The following is a 24,707-nucleotide window of genomic DNA, read 5'->3' on the forward strand; positions in this document are numbered from 1 at the left end:
CCTCTGCGGGGAAGACGTCCGAAACCGGCCCCCCTCCCCCTCCGCTCCCCCTCTACGCCCCTCCCCTCCCCCTCTACGCCCCCTCCCCTCCTCCTCCACCCCATCCCCTCGACGGTCCGGCCGAGGCCCGGCGACGACGCATCACTCGGCACAAGCACCACGCGCCGCCCCATCCACCACCCCATGCATCACCCGACCGAGCACAAGCCGATCCTCTTCAATCCACTCGAACGGGTGGATTGAATAGAACCCAATTCCCCTGTCGCAGCAGGGCGTTCGAAGCAATACACACCTATCCGTATGTCCTTGGCGTCCATTGGCGGCGAGTTGCCCGGAAACCGCTTGGCGCCCTGGCCGATTCCGTCAGGATGGCGCGCGAAAGGCCGGTACCGCGATGCAAGGGACGCAAGATGAGAGTGACCGACATACCGCTGAATTGGGTTTTGCCCAGTGCCGTGGCCCTCGCCGGAGCCGTGGTGGCGGTGACGGTGTTCTCCCGGGGCCGCCACGGCGGCCCGGAGGACGCGGCGGCCACGGATTCCTGGGAACGCACCGAGGAACGCAGGAGGCGCAAGGAGGCGCTGTACGGCAGCGCGTCCTACGTCCTCCTCTTCTGCTGCGCGGCGGTGGCCGCCGCCCTCTCCTTCCACGGCCTGGTCGGCTTCGGACGGCAGAACCTGGGCCTGACGGACGGCTGGGAGTACCTCGTGCCGTTCGGGCTCGACGGCGCCGCCATGTTCTGCTCGGTCCTCGCCGTACGCGAGGCGAGCCACGGCGACGCGGCGCTCGGCTCCCGCATGCTGGTGTGGACGTTCGCGGGCGCCGCCGCCTGGTTCAACTGGGTGCACGCGCCCCGCGGGATGGACCACGCGGGGGCACCGCAGTTCTTCGCCGGCATGTCGCTGTCGGCCGCGGTCCTCTTCGACCGCGCGCTCAAGCAGACCCGCCGGGCCGCCCTGCGCGAGCAGGGCCTGGTCCCCCGCCCGCTGCCGCAGATCCGGATGGTGCGCTGGCTGCGGGCGCCGCGCGAGACCTTCGGCGCCTGGTCGCTGATGCTGCTGGAGGGCGTACGGACGCTGGACGAGGCCGTGGACGAGGTCCGCGAGGACAAGCGGCAGCGCCGCCAGCACCGGCTGCGCCGCCGGGAGGCCGGAAAGCTGGAACGCGCGCGGCTCAAGGCGTACAACCGGCAGCACCGTGTGCTGTGGGGACGCCCCCGCGGCGGACGGCAGGTGGAGGTGACGGCGGTGCCGACGACACCCCAGCCGGCGCAGATCGGCTCACAGTCCGGGGCGGAACCTTCCATAACCGACCAGGAGCAGCTCCCCCCGCGCGGCCGGCCGCTCCAGGCGGTGAACACCACGAGCACGACGGTCACCGCGGGCACCACGGGCACCACGGGTGCGGCGGGTGCGGCGGGCCACCCCGGGCCCATCGACCTCACCGCCGAGGACGACACCCAGCCCATCCGGCGGCTCGACTCCCTGGAGGAGAAACTGGCCCGCATCGAGCGGCAGTTCGGCTGACCCGTCCGCTCCGAGCAGGTACGCCGGCTCGGAGCGGCACGGGCGGCACAGCGCCGCCCCTCCGGCCGCCCTCTCCCGTCTCCGACGGGGTTCTCCTCCCGGCGGCTTCTCCTCCCGGCGACTTCTGCATCCGGCCGCGTCCCCTTCCGGTTCCGGGCACGGTCCCGGCCGGTGCCCCGCCCATCAGCGCCTCCGGTCAACGGCACTCCCTCCGCTCAGCGGCACTCCCACCGGCGCCTCTCCGCTCAGCGGCACTCCCACCGGCGCCTCTCCGCTCAGCGGCGCTCTCACCAGTGTCTCGCCGGTCGGCAGCTCTCACATCAGCGGCTCTCCCGCCCGCAAGCCCCCTGCCGGCAACCCTCCGGTCAGCGGCTCCCCGTTCAGGGGCTCCCCGCCCCCAGCTCGAACCACACCGTCTTTCCCGTGCCGTGCACCAGCACTCCCCACGTATCGGCGAGGGCCGCGACGAGCAGCAGCCCGCGCCCCGAGGTCGCCGCGCACTCGGCGGCACACCCGCGCTCGTCCGCCCGGACCCCTTCGCCGGAGTCCGGCGGTTCCAAGTCGGGCGTCCGGAGCGCCGGGCGCCGGGGCAGCGTGTCCCGCACTTCCACCCGCAGCCGCCCCTTCACGGCTGCCGGCGCGCCTCCGCTCAGCGTGGCCGTCACCACCGCGCCGCCGTCGGTGTGCACCAAGGCGTTGGTGGCCAGTTCGCTCGTCAGCAGCTCGGCGGTCTCCGCCCGTCCGGGCGCGCCCCAGTGGACGAGAAACCGGCGCAGTCCGGCCCGCGCCCCCGCGACCGCCGCCAGATCGTCGCGTGCAAGTCGTCTTTCCCAGTAGGGCTCGCTCTCCCCACCGTTCACCTCGTTCCGAGCCGTGACGCCCGCGGACTCTTCCCGACCCTCGCGGTTCCCCGCGCCCAACCAGTGTGCAGTCCGCCGTTTCATTTCCGTTCGCCCCGACCCCTCCCCGGCGCCCCGGCATCGAACAGGCTCACGGCAAATGCATGCCCCGCCTGCACAGAAACGACTCCTGTTGACTCATCAACATGATGAGGCGGGGGAATTGCGGGAACCACTCGTGCACAGCCGGAACCGCTGTCCCGACCACCACCGGGAAGATGGTGTTAGCCTGCCGAAATGCGTCGGGACGGTGGGCATGACCAGTAGCCGGTGGCGGATGACCGTAACCGGTCCGGCCTGTACTCGATCTCAAATACCCCGCCGCATTTGGAGATCATTCACCGGCCGCTCACCCCTCCCCGGCCCGCTGGTGCTACGACCGGGACCGTTCACCGGGCCGGCATCCGCGCCGGGTGCAATCGGCCGGGTGGATGTGGGGCACGTCCGCTCGGCCGCGAGGGGGCTTTCCCCCCTCGCGGCCCGGGGGGTCGCTCCATGTCAGGGCGGATCGGCCAACGGGCAGGATTCCCCCATGACTTCATGGAGAACAAGTTTGCGTTTCGCAGTGGGTGCGACGGTCCTCGGCAGTGTGTCCGCCCTGGTGGCTCCGGTCTCGGTGGCGGCCGGCCCTCACAGTGAGCGGGGGCGGGAAGGGACCGTCGTCTCCGCCGAGCAAGCGGCCGACCTCACAGCGGAGGAAGTGGCCGAGGAGCTCCGGGGAGAGTTCGACTCGTCCCAGGTCCGTTATGGCGTGACCGCCTACCGGGTCACCTATCGCACCACCGACAGCGGGGGCGCCCCCACGACCGCGAGCCAGCTCGTCGTCCTGCCCAAGAACGGAGCGCGCCACCTGTCCACCGTCTCCTGGCTGCACGGCACCACCGTCTACCGCAAGGACGTCGCTTCGGAGGATCCGAAGTCGGACGACCGGCGCGTCGCCCTGCTGTTCGCCTCGACCGGGCGGGCCGTTTCGGCGCCCGACTACGTGGGCCTCGGCTCGGGCGAAGGCTTCCACCCGTACGGTGACCCCGGGGCCACCGTCGCGGCCTCGGTGGACGGCCTGCGCGCGGCCCGGACCCTCGCCCACCGGAACGGCCGGGAGCTGAAACGGAAGGTGCAGGTCAGCGGGTTCTCGCAGGGCGGCCCCGCGACCATGCTGGTGGGCCGGGCGCTGCAGGAGGGTGCCGACCGCTACTTCCGGCCGGGGGCACTCGCCCCGGTCAGCGGCCCTTACCATCTTTCGGCCTTCGAGGCCGCCGCGGCCGACGACAAGATCGCCAAAAAATCCGGCATCTACCTCGCCTACTTCGCCACCGCCTGGAACAAGATGTACGGCCTTTACGCCTCGCCCGGCGAGGCGTTCCGCTCCCCCTACGACCGCAAGGTGGAGGGTCTCTTCGACGGCCGCCACACCGCCGAGCAAATCCTCGGCGAACTTCCGGCGGCGTCCAAGGACTTGTTCACCGAGGATTTCCTGAACAAGATCCGCAAGCCTGACGGCGTCCTGAAGGACAAACTGCGCCCGATGGACACCACATGCGACTGGCGGCCGAACGTACCGGTGGAGATCTACCACAGCCGCGGCGACAAGGACGTCGACTTCGGTCATGCGACGTACTGCGCCGACCAGTTGACGAGGAACGGCGCCGCTCGGGGGCTGACCGACCTCGGCGACTACGACCACAGCGAATCGGTGCGGCAGGCCCTGCCCCGGATCGTCAAATTCTTCGACGAGTCGGCGAAGACCGGCTGAACCACGCCACCAGCAACGGCCCGGCCAGGGGGCGCAGCCGCAGCGGCACGCCCGCCCGAGTGACGGCGGGACCTCGACCGGGTCTTCCGGCTCCCGGTCCCGCCGCACCGGGCCACGCTCACAGCTCGGCGTTGTGCCGCGGCCCTCCCCGTCAAGCGGACGGAACCCGGCGGACGGAGACCTCGAAGACGACTCCCGAGACCGTCCTGCTCATCCCACTGCTCCCCGGCCTCGGCGAAGCCAAAGCCCGCGATCGTGGCCAGGGATGCCGCGTTGCCAGGGATGCCACGTTGCCAGGGATGCCACGTTGCCAGGGATGCCACGTTGCCGGGGCTGAATCGTCGCCCGTACGGTCGTGACCGCGCTTTCGCCCGCTGCCCGGCGAAGCGACTCGACCAGCGCGGATCGGAACGGACATACCCCCGGCGGCAGAAGCCGGGAGCGATGAAGCAGCCGATTTCGACCACGCCGACCGCGTCGGGCGGCCCGCGAAACCCGGCATGTTCGACGACGAGCCCCTGCTCACCGACGATCGCTTCCCGCACCATCCACCGCGCACCGCCGGGGTCGGCAGCCATCCGGTCGAGCCGCGCCTGCCACAGCCGGCACGCGCTGTCGGTCACGAAGTACCCGGTCAGCGAAACCCCGGCCATCCTGCCGGCCCGGGACGGATCTCCCTCCACCCAAGCGGACATCACCCCGCCGGACAACTCGGCGAAACGGATCCGCCTCGGGCTGCGCGTCAGCGGTCTCTGATCACCGGCTTCGCCCGTCACCCGCTGACGTTCGCCGACCGGCCCGAGGGGGTGTCCAGGCCTTTGGAAGCGGTCAGCGACGAGTCCGCGACCCCTTCCACCAACCCCTCACCCCAGTGCACGCGTTCGGGCGCAGCACCGGCATGCGGCGCCGCCTTCCTACGCCTCCCAGATCGCGGCGGCCGTACGGTCGTCCGCGTACCCCTTGACGCGCAGTTGCGCGTCGGCCAGGAACTCGGCCAGACCCGGCGGCTGGGCCCGCGTGCCCCACCGCTCGGCGAGCGCGTCGCCCAACGCCGGTTCGCCGCGCAGAGGTTCGGCGAGGCCGGCGCTGCAGAGCAGCAGGGCGTCGCCGGGGCGGGCGACCGCGGCACGGAACCGGAACGGTTCGGTCGGCACCTCGTCGGGATCGATCACGGGGGTGGTGCCGGGGGTGGGGATGCCCAGGTCGACGGTGATGCGGTCGTCACACAGGGCGTCCCCGCCGGCGTCGCCGCCCGGGCCGGGGATCGCGTACGGGCCCGGAACCGCGTACGGGCCGTCCGCACCCCGGCCGCTGCCGACGGCCGGGCGCGGCACCGGGTCCAGGTCCTGCCAGGCGCCCTCGCGGAGCCGGAACAGCCCGCCGCCGCCCACGCCGAAGAAGACGCGGGTACGGCACCGGGGGTCGGCCGGCAGCAGCAGGCAGCGCAACGCGGCGGTGTACTCGGCGGGCGGCAGGCCGAGTTCGGCGGCGCGGGTGCGAAGGCGTCCGTACGAACGGTCGGTGAGGCGGTGCAGCCCGGAGCGGAGCTCACCGCGCCGGCCGGCCCGGAGGTCCTCGCCCAGCCGGGCGTGACTGCGCCCGACGGCACTGCCGAGCCAGGCGCAGATGTCCCGCGCCGCCCGGTGCGCGCCTTCCGCCGCGCGGGCACCGCTCGCGACGGCGACCAGCAGCACGGCCCCCTCCCCCGCCCCGAACCGGGCGGTGAGCAACGCGTCCCGCCGCGGCTCGCCCCGGTACCGGGCGGAGTCGCCGCGCAGGGAGACGGCCCGCAGCGTCATGGCGCCGTACCGCGCGCCGTCGAGGACGGTGTCGGGCACCAGGTCCTCCAGGCCGCCCGGGTCCGCGGCGGGCCAGGCGGTCGGCTCCGGCTCGTAGGTCGGCGGCCCCTGCCCGACGTACTCCTGCGCCCGGGGACGAACACCCTCCCGGTGCCGGGGCCGCGGCACCTGCGGCACCACGGCGGCCTCCAGCGACGCGGCCGACTCACAGCCCACCGGGGCATCGGACGTCTCGACGGTCTCGGGGACGACGGAGGCCTCTGACGCCCCCGAGGCGGCACGAGCCTCGGAGGCCGTGGAGGTACCCGAGGCATCAGGGGCGTTCGACACCCGCAACGCGCCCGACCGGCCGTAGGCGTCGTGCGGCGCGGTGACGCCGAGGAGCGCGCGGGCTTCGGGCACCCCGTGCAGGCCGGCCCGCGCGGAACGGTCGGGCAGGGTGGGCACTTCGGGGCGCGCGGGCAGCCGGGAAGTGCCGGGCGGCGCGGGGACCTCGCGCCGGGCCGCATCCCGCCCGGTCCGCGCCGGGACCGCGCGCGACGCGGCGTCATGGAGCGGCCGGGAGACACCGGGCGCCGCGGAGCCGTCGTCCGCCGCCGAGGCACCGGGCGCTTCGGACCCCACGGGCCGTCCGGAGGCATCGGACGCCGTGGACGCCCCCGGCCTGGCGCTGCGGGTGGACGACGTGGAGGCCGCGGGCCGCGCGGGGACGTCGTGGGGGGCGGAGACGCCGTGGGGGTCGGGTGTGTCGTACGGGTCGGAGACGTCGTACGGATGGGAGACGTCGGCCGGCGTAGGAGCTGTGGACCCTGCGGGCAGATCGGACGGCACGGACGCTTGAAGCGACGGGTCGCAGGCGCCGTACGGATCAGAGGCGCCGTACGGCTCGGAGACGTCGGCCGGCGCGGACGGTTCGGGCTCCGCCTCCGTACGCAGGCCGGACGGCGCGGAGGCCGGCGGCGGCCCGGAACCGTCGCACGGATCCGGGCCGCCGTAGGGCGCGGAGACGTCGGCCGGCATAGCTGCCGTGGACCCTGCGGGCAGGTCGGATGACGCGGACGCTTGAAGCGGCGGGTCGCAGGCGCCATACGAACCAGAGGCGCCATACGGCTCGGAGACGTCGGCCGACGCGGACGGTTCGGGCTCCGCCTCCGTACGCGGGCCGGACGGCGCGGAGACATCGGCCGGCGTAGGCGCTGTGGATCCTGCGGGCAGATCGGACGGCACGGACGCTTGAAGCGACGGGTCGCAGGCGCCGTACGGATCAGAGGCGCCGTACGGCTCGGAGGCGTCGGCCGGCGTGGGCTCCTCGGGACCCGCCGCGGAACGGTCGGACCGCATGGACGCCTGGACCGGCCTGGAGCCGTCACGCGGACCGGAAGCCCCGTACGGCGTGCTCGCGTCGGCGGGCATGGGCCCGGCGTGCCCGGCGGAAGGGCCGGATGGCGCGGACGCTTGCGGCGAACCGGAGCCGTCGCGCCGATCGGAAGCGCCGTACAGCGCGCCCGCGCCGGCCGAGGCGGACTCTTCGGCCGTCGCGGGACGACCGGTCTCTGCGGACAGGCCAGGCCGCGCGGACGCTTGTGGCGGGCCGCAGCCGTCGCGCGGCTCGGAAGCGCCGCATGGCGCGTCCTCCTTGGCCGGCGCGGGCTCCTCGGGCTCCGCGGACAGGTCGGGCGGCACGGAGACTTGACGCGGGTGGGAGGCGTCGCGTCCATCCGACCCGTCGTACGGCTCGGTGGTTTCCGCCACCGGGGGGGCGTCGTGCGGTGCCTGGGCCTGGTGGGACGTGAAGGGTTCGGTTCGGGCAGTTGCCGCCGGGCGGGTGGGCGGCTCGGACCAGGCAGAGGTGTCGGGGCGTCCGACGGCTTCGGCGGGGCGGGAGGCGGGCGCGGTGCCGCCACCCTCTTCTCCGCCGGGTCGGTCCCGTGCCCCGTCCGGGCCGGAGGACGGTACGGATGACCGCCGGCCGCCGGCGGGACGTCGTGCGGGGGCATCGCGTCGTCCACTGCCGTCACCGGCGCCGGGCCCGGGCCCGTCCGTCGTCCCCCGGGGGTCCGGGACGCGCGGTACGTCGACGGACGCCCCGCCGAAGGCCCGCGCGGCCCCCGGGACATCGGACGTACCCGACCGCGAGCCGTCCGACCGGCTCCCGCCCCCCGTCGGCCGGTCCGCGGAAGCGCCCGGCCGGGGGTGGTCGGAGACAACCGGCCGTTCGAACCGGTCCGCACGGTCGGAACGTCCGGATGATTCGGGAGGGTTGACGGAGGAGGGGGGACGGTTCGCGGACTTCGGCCGGTCCGGATGCGCCGAGCGCTCCGGGTGCGCCGGGCGCTCGGGGCGGTCTCGGCGGTCTGTACGGCGGGGGTGGTGTCGCTCTTCCGGCCGGTCGTCCGCTTCGTATCCGTCGCCGCTCTCCCGCGGATCGCTCGCCCCGGGGCGGTCGCCGCCCTTGAACCGCCCGCTTCCCCCGGCCCGGTCGGATCGCCGCGGCGGTTGCGACCGCTCGGAGAAGCCGGACCGGTCGGCTCGGTCGAAGTAATCGGATCGGTCGCGATCGGACCGGTCGGAAACGCCCGCGCGATCGGACCGGTCGGAAACACCCGCGCGATCGGAGCGATCGGACAGGCCCGCGCGATCGGAGCGATCGGACAGGCCCGCTCGGTCGGACCGACCGGGCCCCCTCGGCCTGTCGGAGCCACCGGCCGCCCGATCCGGCGCCTCGCCCCCGGCAAGCGTCGGCCGCGCACCGTTCGAGGGCGGCGGGAAGGGCTTCCGGCCCGATGACGCGGGCTTCGGCCGGGAGTCGCGCGGCGCGGTCCCGGCCGGCGGTGCGTTGAGGTCCCAGCGGGAGGCGGCGGACGGCGGTGGCGGAGGAGGCGGCGGTGGAGGTGGAGGGGGTGGTGGCGGAGGGGGCGGCGTGCCGCGGAGCGGTCCGGCGAGGTCGGGCAGCGGAGGCAGCCGGGAAGGGTCCGGAAGTCCGCCGGACCGGGAGACCGACCAGGCCGCGCGGGCCGGCAACCCGCTCGGCGGCGGCGCGCCGCGGGTCGCGCGGCCCCGCGGGCGGGCGGGTCCCGGAGGCGGCGGGTCACCGCCGACGACGGCCGCGGCGGAAGCGAACCGGTCGTCGAGGCTGTCCTCCTCGGCGGCGGGAACCGGGCCGTCCGCGGTCCGGCCGTACAACTCCGCCCACCAGGCGTCCTCTTGTCCCTGATCCCCCAACTGACTCATGCCCTTATTGTCCACACTGCTGGGCATACGGGAAGAGTGCACACGAGCCCCCTCGCGGGATGATGGCGGGAGTCGCAACACGGTCGTGGGGAGGGGTGTCACGTGCCCGGTGCCATAGGTCCGGCCGACGTCGAGGGTGAGGAACGCGGAAGACTCGCAGGACAGCGCAGGCGGGAGCGGTCGGAGGACCGGCCGGGCGGTCCCGGTGCGGCGGTCGAGGCGGTGACCGGCACGGAGGCCGTCGCCCACCGCCTGGCGGGGCTGCGGCGGCGGGCCGTCGAAGAAGTGTGCGCACTGGTGAAGGACGGTCCCTGGGTTGACACGGGCGGAACGGGACCCGCCGTCCGGCGCCGGACGGTCGTGGACGGCGCGGGGTGCCCGCTCCCCCGTCGGGCCCTCGCCGCTCCCGCCCACGCCTCCGGTACGCATCTGGTCCGGGTCGCCGACCGGGTGCCGGCCGAACTCTTCCTCGCGGACCGGAGCGAGGCGCTCCTCGTCCTCCCCTCCGGGAGCGCGGGGCCCGCGGCGCTCGTCGTCGGGGCGGGGGAGCTGCTGGATTCGCTGGCCGCCCTGTTCGAAACCGTCTGGCACGAGGCGCGCCCGCTGCGGCCCGCCGAGCACACTCCTCTGCCACCACCGGCCTCGGACGCCCCGGACGCCACGGACCTGACGGTCCTCTCGTTGCTCCTCTCCGGGCTGACCGACGCGAGCGTCGCCAAGCAACTGGGGCTGGGGTTGCGGACGGTGCAACGGCGGGTGAAGCGGCTGATGGAACTGGCCGGGGTGACGACACGGTTGCAGCTCGGGTGGAAAGCGGCGGAACGGGGCTGGACGACGGGAGGCCCCGGGCCAGGGCCGGGACCGGGGCCTGGGCCTGGGCCTGGGCCTGGCCCGGTGCGAACACCGGGGGCCGTGCCGGGGTCGGTGCCGGGACCGGGGGCAGGGCCGGGGCCGGGCTCAGGGCCAGGGCGGCCTCATGCGACGGCGGCACAACGGCCGTCCGTCGCACGGACGTGACAGGAGGGCGCGGATACGGCCGGACGGGGGTGCGGCCGGACGGCGAGACTGGGAGCGGGAGCGAGACCGGGAAGAACCCAGGAGCAGCCGGGAGGACACAGGAGCGGCCGGAGGCGCGGGTGGGCGAAAAAGGCGCCAGGACCGATCCAAAGGCCCCGGGCGCGCCCCAAAGGCACCGACGTGCCCCGCGAAGGGCATCGACGCGTCCCGACGGGCATCGACACGCCCGGAGCGCGCGGGCGCCGACCGGTGGGCACGGACGTGACCGGGCGGGCACGCGTGCCCGGGAGGCCCGCGGGCGTGATCGGAGATCGGAGCGCGTGGAGGGCACGAGGGGCGCGGGCGGGGGGTGACCGGAGCCGCGAGGCCTGACCGGACCGGACGGGCACGCGGCCCCACACCCACCCACACACCCCCCACACTCACCCACACCCCCCCTACACCCCCACCCTCACATCCCCGGCAGCCCCTCCTGCCCCGCCCGTCGCTCCGCCTCCAGCGCCAGCAGCAGCCGCTTGCGCTCCAGGCCGCCCGCGTAGCCGGTGAGGGAACCGTCCGCGCCGATGACGCGGTGGCACGGGCGCAGTACGAGCAGCGGGTTGGCGCCGATGGCCCCGCCGACCGCCCGGACGGCCGCCCGGGGAGCGCCGACGCGGGCGGCCAGTTCGCCGTAGCTGGTCGTGGCGCCGTAGGGGACGGCGTCGAGCGCGTCCCATACCCGGCGGCGGAACTCCGTCCCCTCCACGGCGTACTCGAGCGCGAACTCCTTCGTCTCGCCCGCGAAGTAGGCGGTGAGCTGGCGGCTCGCCTCGGCGAACGCGTCGGGCGCGCGCCGCCACTCCGGACGGACGGTGACGCCGTTGCGCTGGCCCGGGACGGAGAGGGAGGCGAGCGCGGTGCCGCCCGGGGCGGTCGGAGAGGGGCGGCCGGTGAGCAGCAGGGTGCCGAGGGGGCTGTCGATCTCGGTGTAAAGCATCGGAAGCATCGGGTGCCGTCCTTACTCCCCCGCCTCGGCGGGCGTGTGGTTCCAGAGGTGGTGCAGTGCGTACGAGCGCCAGGGCCGCCAGGCGTCGGCGGCCTCCGGCCCGGTGCCGAGGGTGGTGAGCCCGTGGCGGACCCCGGCGTCGCCGGGGAGGAAGACGTCGGGGTCGCCGAGCGCCCGCATCCGGATGTAGCCGGCGGTCCAGGGGCCGACGCCGGTCAGGGCGAGCAGCCGCCGTTCGGCGTCGTCGCGGTCGGCGCCCGGGTCGAGCCGGACGGTGCCGTCGGCGAGGGCCGCCGCGACGGTCCGCAGGGCGCGCCTGCGTGCCTCCGGCATCCTCGGGTCGCCGGGACCGTCGAGACCGGCCTCGGCGAGGACGCCGGCCGCCGGGAAGACGTGGGTGAGCGTGCCGTCGGGTACGGGCAGCGGGGTGCCGTGCGCGGCCACCAGCCGGGCCGCGAGGCGGCCCGCCGCCGCGACCGAGACCTGCTGCCCGAGCACGGCCCGGACCGCGAGCTCCTCCGCGTCCGCCGCTCCCGGCGACCGGAGGCCGGGCCGGGCGGCGACGAGGGGGCGCAGCCGGGGGTCGGCGCCGAGGCGTTCCGCGACGGCGTCGGGGTCGGCGTCCAGGTCGAAGAGGCGGCGCATCCGCTGGACGGCGTTGGACAGGTCGCGCAGGTCGGTGAGGTGCAGCCGGCAGGCGAGCCAGGCTCCCCGGCCGCCCGTGCGCCCGCTCCCGGTGGGCGGCTCCTGGACCTCGGCGATGCCCGTGCCGTAGGGCAGGCGCAGGGTGCGCCGGTAGACGCGGGCGCCCAGGGTGCCGGTCATCTCCTCGATGCCGGTGATCACCCGGCGTTCCAGGAAGTCGAACATCTCCCGTGCGGCGTACGGGCCCCGGTGCGCGAGCCGCAGCGGTACGCCGGCGGGTGCGCTGCCCCGGGCGGCGGCCCGTTCCCGCCTGCCCGCCCGGGCCTGTGCCCGGAGGGCGGTCGGCGTCTGCGCGTAGATCTCGCGCATGGTGTCGTTGAACTGCCGGACGCTCGCGAAGCCGGCCGCGAACGCGGTCTCGGTGACCGGCAGGTCCGTGGTCTGGAGCAGCACCCGCGCGGTGTGCGCGCGCTGGGCCCGGGCCAGGGCGACGGGCCCGGCCCCCAGCTCCTCGGTGAGCTGCCGGTGCACCTGCCGCGCGCTGTACCCCAGCCGTGCGGCCAGCCCCGCCACGCCCTCCCGGTCCACCACTCCGTCGGCGATCAGCCGCACCGCCCTGCCGACCAGGTCGGCCCGGATGTTCCACTCGGCCGACCCCGGCGCCGCGTCCGGCCGGCACCGCCTGCACGCCCGGAACCCGGCCCCCTGTGCCGCCGCGGCGGAGGGGTAGAACCGCACGTTGACCCGCTTCGGGGTCACCGCCGGGCAACTGGGCCGGCAGTAGATCCCGGTCGTCGCGACAGCGAAGAAGAACTCACCGTCGAAGCGTGCGTCGCGGCTGCTCACCGCCTGGTAGCGGAGGTCGTCGGGGTGGGGTGCCGTTGTTGTCACGTGTTCTAGTCTGCGGGAGGGGAAGGGGGTGGTCTGGCGGAAATCGGACGCGGGGTTCGGCCGGAGCCGGGGGAGGCGGGAAGTGCGCGCTGTCCTCGGACGCCGGACGCGGCCGCACCGGCCCGTCCGGCGTCCGAGGACAAGCGGCGAAGCCGCTTGCCCAGGGGTACGTGCCTCCCGCGGGAGACGCCCCGACCGACCCGCCTAGCGCGAGCGCCCCCGCTTCAGCTCCACCATGCGCATCCCCTCCGCATGCCGCAGCTTCCACTCCCGTCGCATCTCCGCGCGCAGGCGCGCGTCCGTGCGGGCCGCGATGCGCTGGTTCTCACGGAGCAGCTTGCGGTAGTTCTCCAGGCGCCGGGGGGACAGCGCGCCCGCCTCGATCGCCGCCGTCACCGCGCAGCCGGGCTCGCTGTCGTGGCCGCAGTCGTGGAAGCGGCACTCCTCGGCCAGGGCCTCGATCTCGGCGAAGGTGCGGGAGACGCCGCCTTCCGCGTCCCAGAGGCCGACGCCCCGCAGTCCCGGGGTGTCGATGAGGACGCCACCGCCGGGCAGGGGCAGCAGGTTGCGCGTGGTGGTGGTGTGGCGGCCCTTGCCGTCGCGGTCGCGGATCGCCCGGACGTCCTGGACGTCGGCGCCCACCAGCGCGTTGGCGAGGGTGGACTTGCCGGCGCCGGACGGACCGAGGAGCACCGACGTCCCCCCGGACAGCACGGCGGCGAGCACGTCGGTGCCGTCGCCCGTGGCCGCGCTGACGGCGAACACCTGGGCGCCCGGCGCGACCGCCTCCGTGTCGGAGCGGAGGTGGCCGAGCACGGCCGGGTCGGGTACCAGGTCCGCCTTGGTCAGGACCACGACCGGTTCGGACCCGGATTCCCAGGCGAGAGCCAGGAAGCGCTCCACTCGGCCGAGGTCGAGGTCGGCGGAGAGCGGGACGGCGATCAGGGCCAGGTCCACATTGGCGGCGAGGACCTGTCCTTCGGACCGCTGGGAGGACGTGGACCGCACGAACGCCGTGCGGCGCGGCAGCAACGCCCGTACGTGACCGGTCGTCAGGTCGACGGCCGCCCAGTCGCCGGTGCACATGATGCGCAGCGGGTCGCCCGTGGTGACGAGCGAAACGTCGCCGTGCACGGTACGGACGCCGTCGTCGGCGCTCTCGTCGGCGACCACGAGGTCGCAGCGGCCCCGGTCGACGCGGACGATCCGGCCGGGGACGCAGCCCTCGGCGGCGTAGGGGGTGAAGGTGTCAGCGAATCCCCGGTCCCAGCCGTAGCGGGCGAGGGGGTGCTGTGCGGAAAGCGTGAACTGCTCGGACAACGCGGGGTTCCTTCGAAAGGAGGGAGACGAGAGGGGTCGATCGCCGGGTACGGGCCGTCGTGGCCGCCGTCGTGACAGTCATCCCGGGCTCACCTCCTGATTCCGCGCGCGGCACTGTGCCGCCGTGTCCTGCTGCTCTTGCCGCTGATGCCGGCGCCGCGTCCCGCGGGTTCCGGGGACGCCGGCTTCTCGGGACTTCGGCTTCACGGGACTGTAAAGGGCGGGTGCCGCCGCCCGCGAGGGATTTTTCCCCGCGAGCGGCGGCACCCGCCCTCTGACCGGCCGCACCCGCCCTCTGCACACCCACGTCCGCCCTTCGAGCGGCGGCAGCCGCCCTTGCGGCGCGCCCGCCTACCGCCTCCGGTGCTTCGCGTGCTTCGGCTGGTACTCCCCCTTGGCCCCCTTCGCCCCCTTGCCCCCCTTCGCCGCCGCCTTCCCCTGCTTCTCGCTCCGCTCGGCGCGCTCGGCCCGTACGTGCTGGAGCCGTGTCCGCACGTCCTCCGGTGGCAGGAACTGCGCCCACCGCTCCGGGAACTCCGACGGCGGTTCCCGGTCCCGCAGCCCGTCCTCCGAGAGGTCCTCGGGATCGTCCTCGTACTCGTGGACCATCGCGAGCGCCGCCCGCTCGGCCGCCATCGCCGCCGCGGCGGCGGCCTTCCTGCGGTCCGCCTCGGCGCGGGCCGCGGCGGTGGTCACCGACGGCCAGACCCGGTCCATGGCCGCGTTGACCGCCGCGCCCACGAGCACCGCGAACGCGGAGACGCCGATCCACAGCAGGACGGCGACGGGCGCCGCGAGCGAGCCGTAGATCGTCAGGCCTTCCACCGTGTGGGTGAGGTAGATCCGCAGCAGGAAGCTGCCGATCACCCACATGGTGAGCGCCACGAGCGCCCCGGGGATGTCCTCCCGCCACGGCGACCGCACGGGCACCGACACGTGGTACAGCGTGGTCAGGAAGGCCACGGACAGCACCAGGACCACGGGCCAGTAGAGGACCTGGACGACACCGGCGCTCCACGGCACGATGTTCTCCACCGCCTCCGGCCCCACCACCATCAGTGGCATCACCACCGCCCCGATCAGCAGGGCGACGATGTAGAGCAGGAAGGCCAGCAGCCTGGTGCGGACGATGCCGCGCCGGCCCTCAAGCCCGTACATGATCGTGATGGTGTCGACGAAGACGTTGACGGCCCGCGACCCCGACCACAGGGCGATGGCGAAGCCGACCGAGACGATCTCGGGCCGGCGGGCGCCGCTCTGTACGTCGTTCAGGAGGGGGACGGTGATCTGGTTGACGCCCCGGTCCGACAGGACGGCCGAGGACGCGTTGATGATGTTGTTCTGGAGACTCCTGATGGTGTGGGTGCCGGTCCAGTCGTCCAGGTAGCCCAGCAGGCTCATGAAGCCCAGGAGCAACGGCGGCAGCGACAACAGGGTGAAGAACGCGGCTTCGGCGGCGAGGCCGGTGACGCGGTACTCCATGCAGGAATTGATCGTGTCCTTGAGGAGCAGCCACGCCATCCTGCGCTTCGACACATTTCGGTACAGGGCCCTGGCTCGATGGAGCCGGCCCTTCCGCTGCCCCGGTGGTTCATTTGTTGCTTCCTGCACGCCCTAACCGTATCCGTCCCCGACCGGTCCGTTCATCCGCCGGACAGCCGCGCGCAGCACCCCGGACGACCGCGCCGGACACCGGGGACGGCCTGGTGAGGGGGCGCCCGGGGACCTCGCGCGCGACGTGGTTGGCTGAGGGCATGGACAACAGAACGACCACCAGGCACACCAGAACGATTCCGGTGACCACCTGGTCGCTCCACATGACCGCACCGGACGCCCTCGTCCCCGCCGGCGGACCCGGCCCGGGCCCCGACGTCCGGTTCCTCCGGTCGGAGGTGCCGTCGCCCGAGTTCAGCCGGTTCCTCTATACGGCCGTCGGTGGCGACCACGCCTGGACGGACCGGCTGGGCTGGCCGTACGCGCGGTGGCGGGAGTACCTGGACCGGCCGGGCGTGGAGACGTGGGTGGCGTACGACCGGGGGACGCCGGCCGGTTACGTGGAGCTGGCACCCGGGGACCCCGGCCCCGCCTTCGGGGGCACCGGTCACGACGCCACCGGGAGCGCCGCCTCCTCCCACACCGGGCACCCCGCCTCCGTCGAGATCGTCTACTTCGGGCTGCTGCCCGCCTTCCAGGGCCGGCGCATCGGCGGCCACCTCCTCACCCACGGGGTGCGACGCGCCTGGGACCTGGCCGAGCGGTGGCCGGAACTGCCGCCGACCCGCCGGGTGTGGCTGCACACCTGCTCCAAGGACGGCGAGCACGCCATGGCCAACTACGAGCGGCGCGGCTTCTCCGTCTTCGCGACGAAGACGGAGGACGAGCCGGACGGACCGGCCCCCGGCCCCTGGCCCGGCGCCCACCCGGACCGCACGGGGGCCACCGCCTGACCCCGGCCGGCCCATCCGGAACCACTCCCTACTTATCTCACATGGCAAGACGCAGCGTCTCAACATACGGCGAACAGTGGACTGCCGCCGAACGCCCGTGCCACGCTTCCCTCATGTCACGAGCTGGAGTTGCCTTGGTGAGTCGGCGTCACGTCGACCTCGGCCGCGTGTCCAGCGCCATCTGTCCAGCGGGCTGACAGCCTCAGCACCACCGCTTCCCTCACCGCCGTCCCCGAAGGCGCGGACCGGCGGGCCCCACCCGACACCGTCCGCACTCGGGCCGTCCGCTGCGCCCTCCCCACCCCGCCGCTCACCACACCCGCAGGTCAGAGCCGTCGTACCGCCCCAGCGCGGAGTCGGCGCCGGCCGGCGGGACCGGTGTGCCGCCGGGGTGCGCGGCGCCGGCCCGGCGGACGGACCTCCCGAAGGACAGATCGCCATGGCCGCCACCGCGCAACCCCCCGCAGCCGCCGAGCCGGCGACATCCCGCCGCAAGGCCGGCCGCCACCGCAGCGAAGGCCAGTGGGCCGTCGGCCACTTCACCCCGCTCAACGCCAACGAGCAGGTGAAGAAGGACGACGACGGTCTCAATGTACGGACACGCATTGAGACGATTTACGCCAAAGCGGGCTTCGCCGCCATCGACCCCGCCGACCTGCGCGGCCGGATGCGCTGGTGGGGCCTGTACACCCAGCGCCGGCCGGGCGTCGACGGCGGGAAGACCGCCGTTCTGGCGCCGGAGGAACTGGACGACGAGTTCTTCATGCTGCGGGTGCGCGTCGACGGCGGCCGGCTGACCACCGCCCAACTCCGGGTGATCGGCGAGGTGTCACAGGAGTTCGCACGCGGCACCGCCGACATCACGGACCGGCAGAACATCCAGTACCACTGGATCCGCATCGAGGACGTGCCCGAGATCTGGCGGCGCCTGGAGGCGGTGGGCCTGTCCACCACCGAGGCGTGCGGCGACACCCCGCGCGTGGTCCTCGGTTCGCCGGTCGCCGGCATCGCCGAGGACGAGATCGTCGACGGCACGCCGGCCATCGAGGAGATCGGACGCCGGTTCATCGGCAACAAGGACTTCTCCAACCTGCCCCGCAAGTTCAAGGCGGCGGTCTCCGGCTCCCCGCTGCTGGACGTCGTCCACGAGATCAACGACGTGGCCTTCGTGGGCGTCCGCCACCCCGAGCACGGGCCGGGCTTCGACCTGTGGGTGGGCGGCGGGCTGTCCACCAACCCGAAGATCGGGGTCCGGCTCGGCGCGTGGGTGCCGCTGGAGGACGTCCCCGACGTGTTCGGCGGCGTCATCGGCATCTTCCGCGACTACGGCTACCGGCGGCTGCGCAACCGGGCCCGGCTGAAGTTCCTCGTCGCCGACTGGGGACCGGAACGGTTCCGCGAGGTCCTGGAGAAGGAGTACCTGGGCCGCGCCCTGGCGGACGGGCCCGCGCCCGAGCGGTCGGCCGAGCGCTGGCGCGACCACGTGGGCGTCCACCGGCAGCGCGACGGCCGGTACTACGTCGGCTTCGCGCCGCGCGTCGGCCGGGTGGACGGCAGCACCCTGACGAAGATCGCCGAGCTGGCCGAGGCGCACGGCTCGGGCCGGCTGCGGACCACCGCCGAGCAGAAGATGATCGTCCTCGACGTGCCGGAGGACCGCGTCGCGTCGCTGACCGCCGGGCTGGAGGCGCTGGACCTCCGGGTGGACCCGTCCCCGTTCCGGCGCGGCACCATGGCCTGCACCGGCATCGAGTTCTGCAAGCTGGCGATCGTCGAGACCAAGGCGCGCGGCGCGTCCCTCATCGACGAACTGGAGCGCCGCCTGCCGGACTTCGACGAGCCGCTCACCATCAACCTCAACGGCTGCCCCAACGCCTGTGCCCGTATCCAGGTGGCGGACATCGGTCTCAAGGGCCAGTTGGTGACGGACGCCGACGGGCGTCAGGTCGAGGGCTACCAGGTGCACCTGGGCGGGGCACTCGGCCTGGAAGCCGGGTTCGGCCGCAAGGTACGCGGCCTCAAGGTGACGTCGGACGGGCTCCCCGACTACATCGAGCGGGTGCTCCGGCGCTACCTCGCCGGACGCGCGGACGGCGAGCGCTTCGCCGCCTGGGCGGCCCGGGCCGGCGAGGAGGAACTGTCGTGAGCGAACGCGCCGTCCCCTTCCACTGCCCGTACTGCGGCGACGAGGACCTGCGGCCCCACGAGGCGGGACGGGGGTCCCCCGGCGCGAGCGAAGCCGAGCGTGGGGGAGGCGCCTGGGAGTGCGCCGCCTGCAACCGGGCGTTCCGGCTGAAGTTCCTGGGGCTGCTGAGCCGGGGGTTCGCCGGCGGCGCGGCCCCGGCCGGCACCGGCGCGGCCCCCACCGCCCCCGCCACAGCCACAGCCACAGCCACCGGACGAGGACCGGAAGGAGGACCCGATGACCGACCCTGAGCCGCACGCCCTGGAACAGCTCGCCCTCCGCGCCGGCCGCGAACTGGAGGACGCCCCCGCCCCGGACGTCCTGCGCTGGGCGGCCGACACCTTCGGCGACCGCTTCTGCGTCACCTCCTCCATGGAGGACGCGGTCGTCGCCCATCTCGCCTCCCGCGTCCGCCCCGGCGTGGACGTCGTCTTCCTGGACACCGGCTACCACTTCCCGGAGACCATCGGGACGCGCGACGCGGTGGCGGCGGTGATGGACGTCAACGTCGTCACCCTCACCCCGCCGCAGAGCGTCGCCGAGCAGGACGCCGCGTACGGGCCGGCGCTGCACGACCGCGACCCGGACCTGTGCTGCGCCCTGCGCAAGGTCCGGCCGCTGGAGGCGGGCCTGGCGGCGTACGACGCCTGGGCGACCGGGCTGCGCCGCGACGAGTCCCCGACCCGGGCCGGCACACCCGTTGTCGGCTGGGACGCCCGGCGCGGCAAGGTCAAGATCGCGCCGATCGCCCGCTGGACGCGGGAGGACGTGGACGCGTACGTCGCCGAGCACGGGGTGCTCACCAACCCGCTGCTCATGGACGGATACGCGTCCGTCGGCTGCGCGCCCTGCACGCGCCGGGTGCGGGAGGGCGAGGACGCCCGGGCGGGCCGCTGGGCGGGCCGGGCCAAGACCGAGTGCGGGTTGCACGGATGACCGGGGTCCGCACGTCGCACGCCTCACACGCCCCACACGAACCGAACCGACCGAACTCCTGGGAGAACCGGATGACGGGTGCCACGGTGTGGCTCACCGGCCTGCCGAGCGCGGGCAAGACGACGATCGCCCGCGCGCTCGCGGACCGACTGCGGGCCGAGGGCCGTCCGGTGGAGGTGCTGGACGGCGACGAGATCCGCGAGTTCCTCTCCGCCGGCCTCGGCTTCTCCCGCGCGGACCGGGACCTCAACGTGCGGCGGATCGGCTTCGTCGCCCAACTGCTCGCCGCCCACGGCGTGACGGTCCTGGTACCCGTCATCGCCCCCTACGCCGACACCCGCGAGGCGGTGCGCAAGCGCCATCAGGCGCTGGGCACCGGCTACTTGGAGGTGCACGTGGCGACGCCCGTCGAGGTCTGCTCGGCCCGGGACGTCAAGGGCCTGTACGCCCGTCAGGCGGCCGGCGAACTGACCGGCCTGACCGGGGTCGACGACCCGTACGAGGCACCGGTCGACCCCGACCTGCGCATCGACGCCCACGAGCGGACGGTGGCGGAGTCGGCGGACGCGGTGCGCGCGCTGCTGGCGGAGAGGGGAGTGCTGTGACGGCTCGCGGCGACAGCCCGTACGCCCTGTCGCACCTCGACGCGCTGGAGTCGGAGGCGGTGCACGTCTTCCGGGAGGTGGCGGGCGAGTTCGAACGTCCGGTGCTGCTGTTCTCCGGCGGCAAGGACTCCGTCGTCATGCTGCACACGGCGCTGAAGGCGTTCGCGCCGGCGCCGCTGCCGTTCGCGCTGCTGCACGTGGACACCGGGCACAACTTCCCGGAGGTGCTCGCCTACCGCGACCGCGTCGTCGCCCGGCACGGGCTGCGGCTGCACATCGCGTCCGTCCAGCGGTTCATCGACGACGGGCGGCTGCGCGAACGCCCCGACGGCACCCGCAACCCGCTGCAGACCGTGCCGCTGCTGGACGCCATCGAACAACACCGGTTCGACGCGGTGTTCGGCGGCGGGCGACGGGACGAGGAGAAGGCGCGGGCGAAGGAGCGGGTGTTCTCGCTGCGCGACGAGTTCGGCGGCTGGGACCCGCGCCGCCAGCGGCCGGAACTGTGGGACCTCTACAACGGCCGGCACTCGCCCGGCGAGCACGTGCGCGTCTTCCCGCTCTCCAACTGGACCGAGCTGGACGTCTGGCAGTACATAGCCCGCGAGGGGATCGAACTCCCCTCGATCTACTACGCCCACGAGCGCGAGGTCTTCGCCCGGTCCGGGATGTGGCTGACACCCGGCGAGTGGGGTGGCCCCCGGGATGGGGAGCGGGTGGAGAGACGCGTGGTGCGCTACCGGACGGTCGGTGACATGTCCTGCACGGGCGCCGTGGAGTCGGACGCCGCCACCGTCGACCGGGTCATCGAGGAGATCGCCGCCTCCCGGCTCACCGAGCGGGGCGCGACGCGCGCCGACGACAAGCTGTCGGAGGCCGCGATGGAAGACCGCAAGCGCGAGGGGTACTTCTGATCATGAGCATCTCCGGCACCACCGGTGTCGCCGGCATCGCCCTGGAACCGGCGGCCGCGACCTCGCTGCTGCGCTTCGCCACCGCCGGTTCGGTCGACGACGGCAAATCCACCCTGGTCGGACGGCTGCTGCACGACTCGAAATCGGTCCTGGCCGACCAGTTGGAGGCCGTCGAGCACGCCTCCCGCGACCGCGGTCACGAAGCGCCCGACCTGGCACTGCTGACCGACGGGCTGCGGGCGGAGCGTGAGCAGGGCATCACCATCGACGTCGCCTACCGCTACTTCGCCACCGCCCGCCGCCGGTTCGTCCTCGCCGACACGCCCGGGCACGTGCAGTACACCCGCAACATGGTCACCGGCGCGTCCACCGCCGAACTGGCCCTCGTCCTGGTCGACGCCCGGCACGGCGTCGTCGAACAGACCCGCCGGCACGCCGCCGTGGCCGCGCTGCTGCGCGTCCCGCACCTGGTGCTGGCGGTGAACAAGATGGACCTGGTGGACTGGTCCGAGGCCGTCTTCGCCCGCATCGCCGAGGAGTTCACGGCGTACGCCGGCTCCCTCGGCGTACCCGACGTGACCGCCATCCCGGTCTCGGCCCTCGCCGGCGACAACGTCGTGACGCCCTCCGCCCATCTGGACTGGTACGGCGGCCCGACCGTCCTGGAGCACCTGGAGACCGTCCCCGTGATCGCCGACCCCACCGGCGACCCGGCCCGGTTCCCCGTCCAGTACGTGATCCGCCCGCGGACCGCCGACCACCCCGACTACCGCGGCTACGCCGGCCGGATCGCCTCCGGCGTGCTGCGCGTCGGAGACCGCGTGGCCGTCCTGCCCTCCGGCCGGACCAGCACGATCACCGCGATCGACGCGCTCGGCACGCCGGTGGACGTGGCGTGGGCGCCGCAGTCCGTGACCGTACGGCTCGCCGACGACCTCGACGTCGCACGCGGCGACCTCATCGCCCCGGCGACGGCCGCGCCGGACCCCGTCCGGGACGTCGAGGCCACCGTCTGCCACGTCGCCGACCGGCCGCTGCGGGAGGGCGACCGGGTACTGCTCAAACACACCACGCGCACGGTCAAGGCCGTCGTCAAGGAGATCCCGTCCCGCCTCGACCCGGCGGACCTGGCCCTGCGCCCGTCCCCCGGCGCACTGGCCGCCAACGACATCGGCCGGGTCGTCCTCCGCACGGCCGAACCGCTGGCCCTGGACGACTACGCGGCGTCCCGCAGCACCGGCGCCTTCCTGCTCATCGACCCGGCGGACGGGACGACGCTGACCGCCGGCATGGCGGGCCCGGCGTTCACGGCGGCGACCGGAAGCCCGGAAACGCACACCGCGGCCCCGGCCGCCGACGACGGCTGGGACTTCTCATGACCGGCGAAGGAAACCGGGACGAGCCACGCACGAGCGGCCGGCCCCGGGACCGGCGGATCCCCGGACGCCGGCCGGTACACCCGACACCGGACGGCACCGGCCGGTCCGGACCGAGCGCTGGCGGGTACGAGCCGTCGGGTTCCGGCCCCCGGCCAGGGCCCCCGACGGCGGATGACGACGGCAGCCGACACGGGCCCGGCACGGACGGCCACCAACCGTCAGCCCCCGGCCGACACCCGTGGCTGACGACACCGGACGGCACCGGCCGACGTGAGCCCGGCGCAGGCCGTCACGAACCATCTGGCCCCGGACCTCTGCCTGGGCCTCCGACGGCGGACGCCGACGGCCGGCCCGGACCGAGCGCGGGCGGTCACGACATGTCGGGACCCGGGCGGCGGCCGGAGCCTCCGGTGGCGGAGGGTCCGGAGCCCGTTGCGGACGTCTTCGCGTCCTTCGGGCGCCTGGGCGGCCGGGTCGGCGGTGGGACGCTCGGCAGCGGCCGGGGCGGCGTCGCGCGATGTGCGGGCGGGCGGCCCGTGGCGTACGCCGGGTGACGGCGGGCGGTTCGGCACAGGCCGCTCCGGTGAAGGCCGCTTTCCCGGAGGCCGGGTGAGGGGCGTGGCGGGGGCTCGTCCGTCGCCCGCGACCGGCCGCCGTCCGGGGCACCTCCGGCGCCGGGGGCCGTCCGTCCCGCCGGGCGCGCGGCACCTGGAGGCCCCCGGCGCCGGAGGTGACCGCCGTATCGCCACGCGTGCGACGCGCTCGGCGCCCGGCTCCGGGCACGGGCCCGCCGCGTCACAGCGGCACAGCGGCCCCGGCGCCCGTACGGTCACCGTCGCCGCTCCGGACCGCGCGGGCCGCGAGGCCCGTGGACGGCGCGGCGGCCCTGCCCGCCGCCTCGGTCCGTCGTCCCGCACCACGTACCGCCCCGCAATGTCCGTGCAACTCCCACGCAACACCCCTGCCGGAACCTCCTGTCCAAGCCCCCGCCGCTCCCCCGCGCCCCGCGCCCCGCTCCTCCCCCACCGCCCCGCCGAGAGGAACCGCCCCATGCCCGCCTCCGCCCGCCGCCGACCACGCGCGGCCGCCGTCCCCCTGCCGGCCCTGGCCCTCTCCCTGCTCCTCGCCCTGACGTCCTGCGGCTACGGCTCCGCCAAGGACGACACACGCCCCGCCGGCCAGGCCGCCGAAGGCGCGGCGAAGTTGTCGGCCGACTCCGTCACCATCGGCTACTTCCCCAACATCACGCACGCCACCCCCCTCGTCGGCGAGCAGGAGGGCATCCTCCGCGAGGAGTTGGGCGGCACCAGGCTGAAGTCGACCACGTTCAACGCGGGCCCGTCCGAGATCGAGGCGCTCAACGCCGGGTCGATCGACATCGGCTGGATCGGCCCCTCCCCGGCGATCAACGGCTTCGTCAAGGCCAAGGGCGAGAACCTGCGGATCATTTCGGGCTCGGCCTCCGGTGGAGTCAAGCTCGTCGTCGACCCCAAGAGGATCCGCACGCCCGACGACGTCAAGGGCAAGCGGATCGCGACCCCGCAGAAGGGCAACACCCAGGACGTCGCCTTCCTCAACTGGATCGCGGGCAGGGGCTGGAAGGTCGACCCGCAGAGCGGCAAGGGCGACGTGTCGGTGGTGCGGACGGACAACAAGGTCACGCCCGACGCGTTCAAGTCCGGTTCGGTGGACGGTGCGTGGGTGCCCGAGCCGACGGCGTCGAAGCTGGTGGCCGAGGGCGGGAAGGTGCTGCTGGACGAGTCGTCCTTGTGGCCGGGCGGGAAATTCGTCATCACCAACGTGATCGTGTCGCGGAAGTTCCTCGACCGGCACCCGGACGTCGTCGAGGCCGTGCTGCGCGGCTCGGTGCGCACCAACGCCTGGATCGCGGCCAATCCTGCGAAGGCGAAGGCGTCCGCCAACGCGGCGCTGAAGAAGCTGTCCGGCAAGGCGCTGCCGGCCGGCGTCCTCGACCCGGCGTGGGCCTCCCTCCGGACCACCGACGACCCGCTGGCGGCCACCCTGCGGGCCGAGGCCGACCACGCGGTCGCCGCCGGCCTGCTGGACAAGCCCGATCTGTCGGGCATCTACGAGCTCGCTCCGCTCAACAAGGTCCTCAAGGCCGAGGGCCGGCCGCCCGTCGAGGCGGCGGGGCTCGGCCGGCAGTAAGCGGTA

At 74.3% G+C, this 24,707-nt stretch carries 18 protein-coding genes; 12 read left to right on the forward strand and 6 right to left on the reverse strand.

Annotation, left to right across the window (positions count from 1 at the left end):
- The first annotated feature begins 410 nt into the window (after nucleotides 1-410).
- Nucleotides 411-1,526, forward strand: coding sequence for a DUF2637 domain-containing protein (locus ACZ6X9_RS26410; protein WP_469780491.1), 1,116 nt, complete (start codon nucleotides 411-413; stop codon nucleotides 1,524-1,526).
- 380 nt (nucleotides 1,527-1,906) lie between these two features.
- Here ACZ6X9_RS26410 and ACZ6X9_RS26415 read toward each other — a convergent pair whose 3' ends face one another.
- Complete coding sequence (locus tag ACZ6X9_RS26415) at nucleotides 1,907-2,386, reverse strand: ATP-binding protein (RefSeq protein ID WP_469780492.1); 480 nt, start codon at nucleotides 2,384-2,386, stop codon at nucleotides 1,907-1,909.
- Nucleotides 2,387-2,957: 571 nt separating this feature from the next.
- Here ACZ6X9_RS26415 and ACZ6X9_RS26420 point away from each other — a divergent pair.
- Nucleotides 2,958-4,178 carry a hypothetical protein gene (locus ACZ6X9_RS26420; RefSeq protein ID WP_469780493.1) on the forward strand — a complete coding sequence of 407 codons (1,221 nt, stop codon included), beginning with the start codon at nucleotides 2,958-2,960 and terminating at the stop codon, nucleotides 4,176-4,178.
- Nucleotides 4,179-5,092: 914 nt separating this feature from the next.
- Here ACZ6X9_RS26420 and ACZ6X9_RS26425 read toward each other — a convergent pair.
- The gene (locus ACZ6X9_RS26425) at nucleotides 5,093-6,997 is read right to left on the reverse strand and encodes a protein phosphatase 2C domain-containing protein (RefSeq protein ID WP_469780494.1); all 1,905 of its coding nucleotides are present in this window, start codon (nucleotides 6,995-6,997) and stop codon (nucleotides 5,093-5,095) included.
- Nucleotides 6,998-9,310: 2,313 nt separating this feature from the next.
- Between ACZ6X9_RS26425 and ACZ6X9_RS26430 the strand changes: the two genes are divergently transcribed.
- Nucleotides 9,311-10,225, forward strand: a complete 915-nt coding sequence (locus ACZ6X9_RS26430) for a helix-turn-helix transcriptional regulator (RefSeq protein WP_469780495.1) — start codon at nucleotides 9,311-9,313, stop codon at nucleotides 10,223-10,225.
- Nucleotides 10,226-10,676: 451 nt separating this feature from the next.
- On the opposite strand, the gene ACZ6X9_RS26435 is transcribed toward ACZ6X9_RS26430, so the two are convergent.
- From ACZ6X9_RS26435 to ACZ6X9_RS26450, 4 genes are all read right to left on the reverse strand, one after another.
- Nucleotides 10,677-11,210, reverse strand: coding sequence for a methylated-DNA--[protein]-cysteine S-methyltransferase (locus tag ACZ6X9_RS26435; RefSeq protein WP_469780496.1), 534 nt, complete (start codon nucleotides 11,208-11,210; stop codon nucleotides 10,677-10,679).
- 12 nt (nucleotides 11,211-11,222) lie between these two features.
- Nucleotides 11,223-12,746 (reverse strand): AlkA N-terminal domain-containing protein, encoded by a 1,524-nt coding sequence (locus ACZ6X9_RS26440; RefSeq protein WP_469780497.1) that lies wholly within the window; start codon nucleotides 12,744-12,746, stop codon nucleotides 11,223-11,225.
- A gap of 204 nt (nucleotides 12,747-12,950) precedes the next feature.
- Nucleotides 12,951-14,066 carry a ribosome small subunit-dependent GTPase A gene (gene rsgA, locus ACZ6X9_RS26445; protein ID WP_469780498.1) on the reverse strand — a complete coding sequence of 372 codons (1,116 nt, stop codon included), beginning with the start codon at nucleotides 14,064-14,066 and terminating at the stop codon, nucleotides 12,951-12,953.
- 351 nt (nucleotides 14,067-14,417) lie between these two features.
- Nucleotides 14,418-15,602 carry a YihY/virulence factor BrkB family protein gene (locus ACZ6X9_RS26450; RefSeq protein ID WP_469780499.1) on the reverse strand — a complete coding sequence of 395 codons (1,185 nt, stop codon included), beginning with the start codon at nucleotides 15,600-15,602 and terminating at the stop codon, nucleotides 14,418-14,420.
- A 218-nt stretch (nucleotides 15,603-15,820) separates the two neighbouring features.
- Here ACZ6X9_RS26450 and ACZ6X9_RS26455 point away from each other — a divergent pair, with 218 nt between their 5' ends.
- From ACZ6X9_RS26455 to ACZ6X9_RS26495, 9 genes are all read left to right on the forward strand, one after another.
- Complete coding sequence (locus tag ACZ6X9_RS26455) at nucleotides 15,821-16,513, forward strand: GNAT family N-acetyltransferase (RefSeq protein WP_469780500.1); 693 nt, start codon at nucleotides 15,821-15,823, stop codon at nucleotides 16,511-16,513.
- Between the two features lie 113 nt (nucleotides 16,514-16,626).
- On the forward strand, nucleotides 16,627-16,710 hold the full coding sequence (locus ACZ6X9_RS26460; protein ID WP_351506350.1) for a putative leader peptide: 84 nt from the start codon (nucleotides 16,627-16,629) through the stop codon (nucleotides 16,708-16,710).
- A gap of 242 nt (nucleotides 16,711-16,952) precedes the next feature.
- Nucleotides 16,953-18,659 (forward strand): nitrite/sulfite reductase, encoded by a 1,707-nt coding sequence (locus ACZ6X9_RS26465; RefSeq protein WP_469780501.1) that lies wholly within the window; start codon nucleotides 16,953-16,955, stop codon nucleotides 18,657-18,659.
- Nucleotides 18,656-18,949, forward strand: a complete 294-nt coding sequence (locus ACZ6X9_RS26470; protein ID WP_469780502.1) for a hypothetical protein — start codon at nucleotides 18,656-18,658, stop codon at nucleotides 18,947-18,949. The genes ACZ6X9_RS26465 and ACZ6X9_RS26470 overlap by 4 nt, the downstream gene beginning before the upstream one ends.
- Nucleotides 18,936-19,634: a phosphoadenylyl-sulfate reductase gene (locus ACZ6X9_RS26475; protein ID WP_469780503.1), complete on the forward strand. Its 699-nt coding sequence runs from the start codon at nucleotides 18,936-18,938 to the stop codon at nucleotides 19,632-19,634. The genes ACZ6X9_RS26470 and ACZ6X9_RS26475 overlap by 14 nt, the downstream gene beginning before the upstream one ends.
- 71 nt (nucleotides 19,635-19,705) lie before the next feature.
- Nucleotides 19,706-20,239 (forward strand): adenylyl-sulfate kinase, encoded by a 534-nt coding sequence (gene cysC, locus ACZ6X9_RS26480; protein ID WP_469780504.1) that lies wholly within the window; start codon nucleotides 19,706-19,708, stop codon nucleotides 20,237-20,239.
- On the forward strand, nucleotides 20,236-21,153 hold the full coding sequence (gene cysD, locus ACZ6X9_RS26485) for a sulfate adenylyltransferase subunit CysD (protein WP_469780505.1): 918 nt from the start codon (nucleotides 20,236-20,238) through the stop codon (nucleotides 21,151-21,153). The genes cysC and cysD overlap by 4 nt, the downstream gene beginning before the upstream one ends.
- Nucleotides 21,154-21,155: 2 nt before the next feature.
- Nucleotides 21,156-22,532, forward strand: a complete 1,377-nt coding sequence (locus ACZ6X9_RS26490; protein ID WP_469780506.1) for a sulfate adenylyltransferase subunit 1 — start codon at nucleotides 21,156-21,158, stop codon at nucleotides 22,530-22,532.
- 1,050 nt (nucleotides 22,533-23,582) lie between these two features.
- Complete coding sequence (locus ACZ6X9_RS26495; RefSeq protein WP_469780507.1) at nucleotides 23,583-24,701, forward strand: aliphatic sulfonate ABC transporter substrate-binding protein; 1,119 nt, start codon at nucleotides 23,583-23,585, stop codon at nucleotides 24,699-24,701.
- Nucleotides 24,702-24,707: the final 6 nt, after the last annotated feature.

The sequence above is a fragment of the Streptomyces sp. NPDC052910 genome (assembly GCF_055585605.1).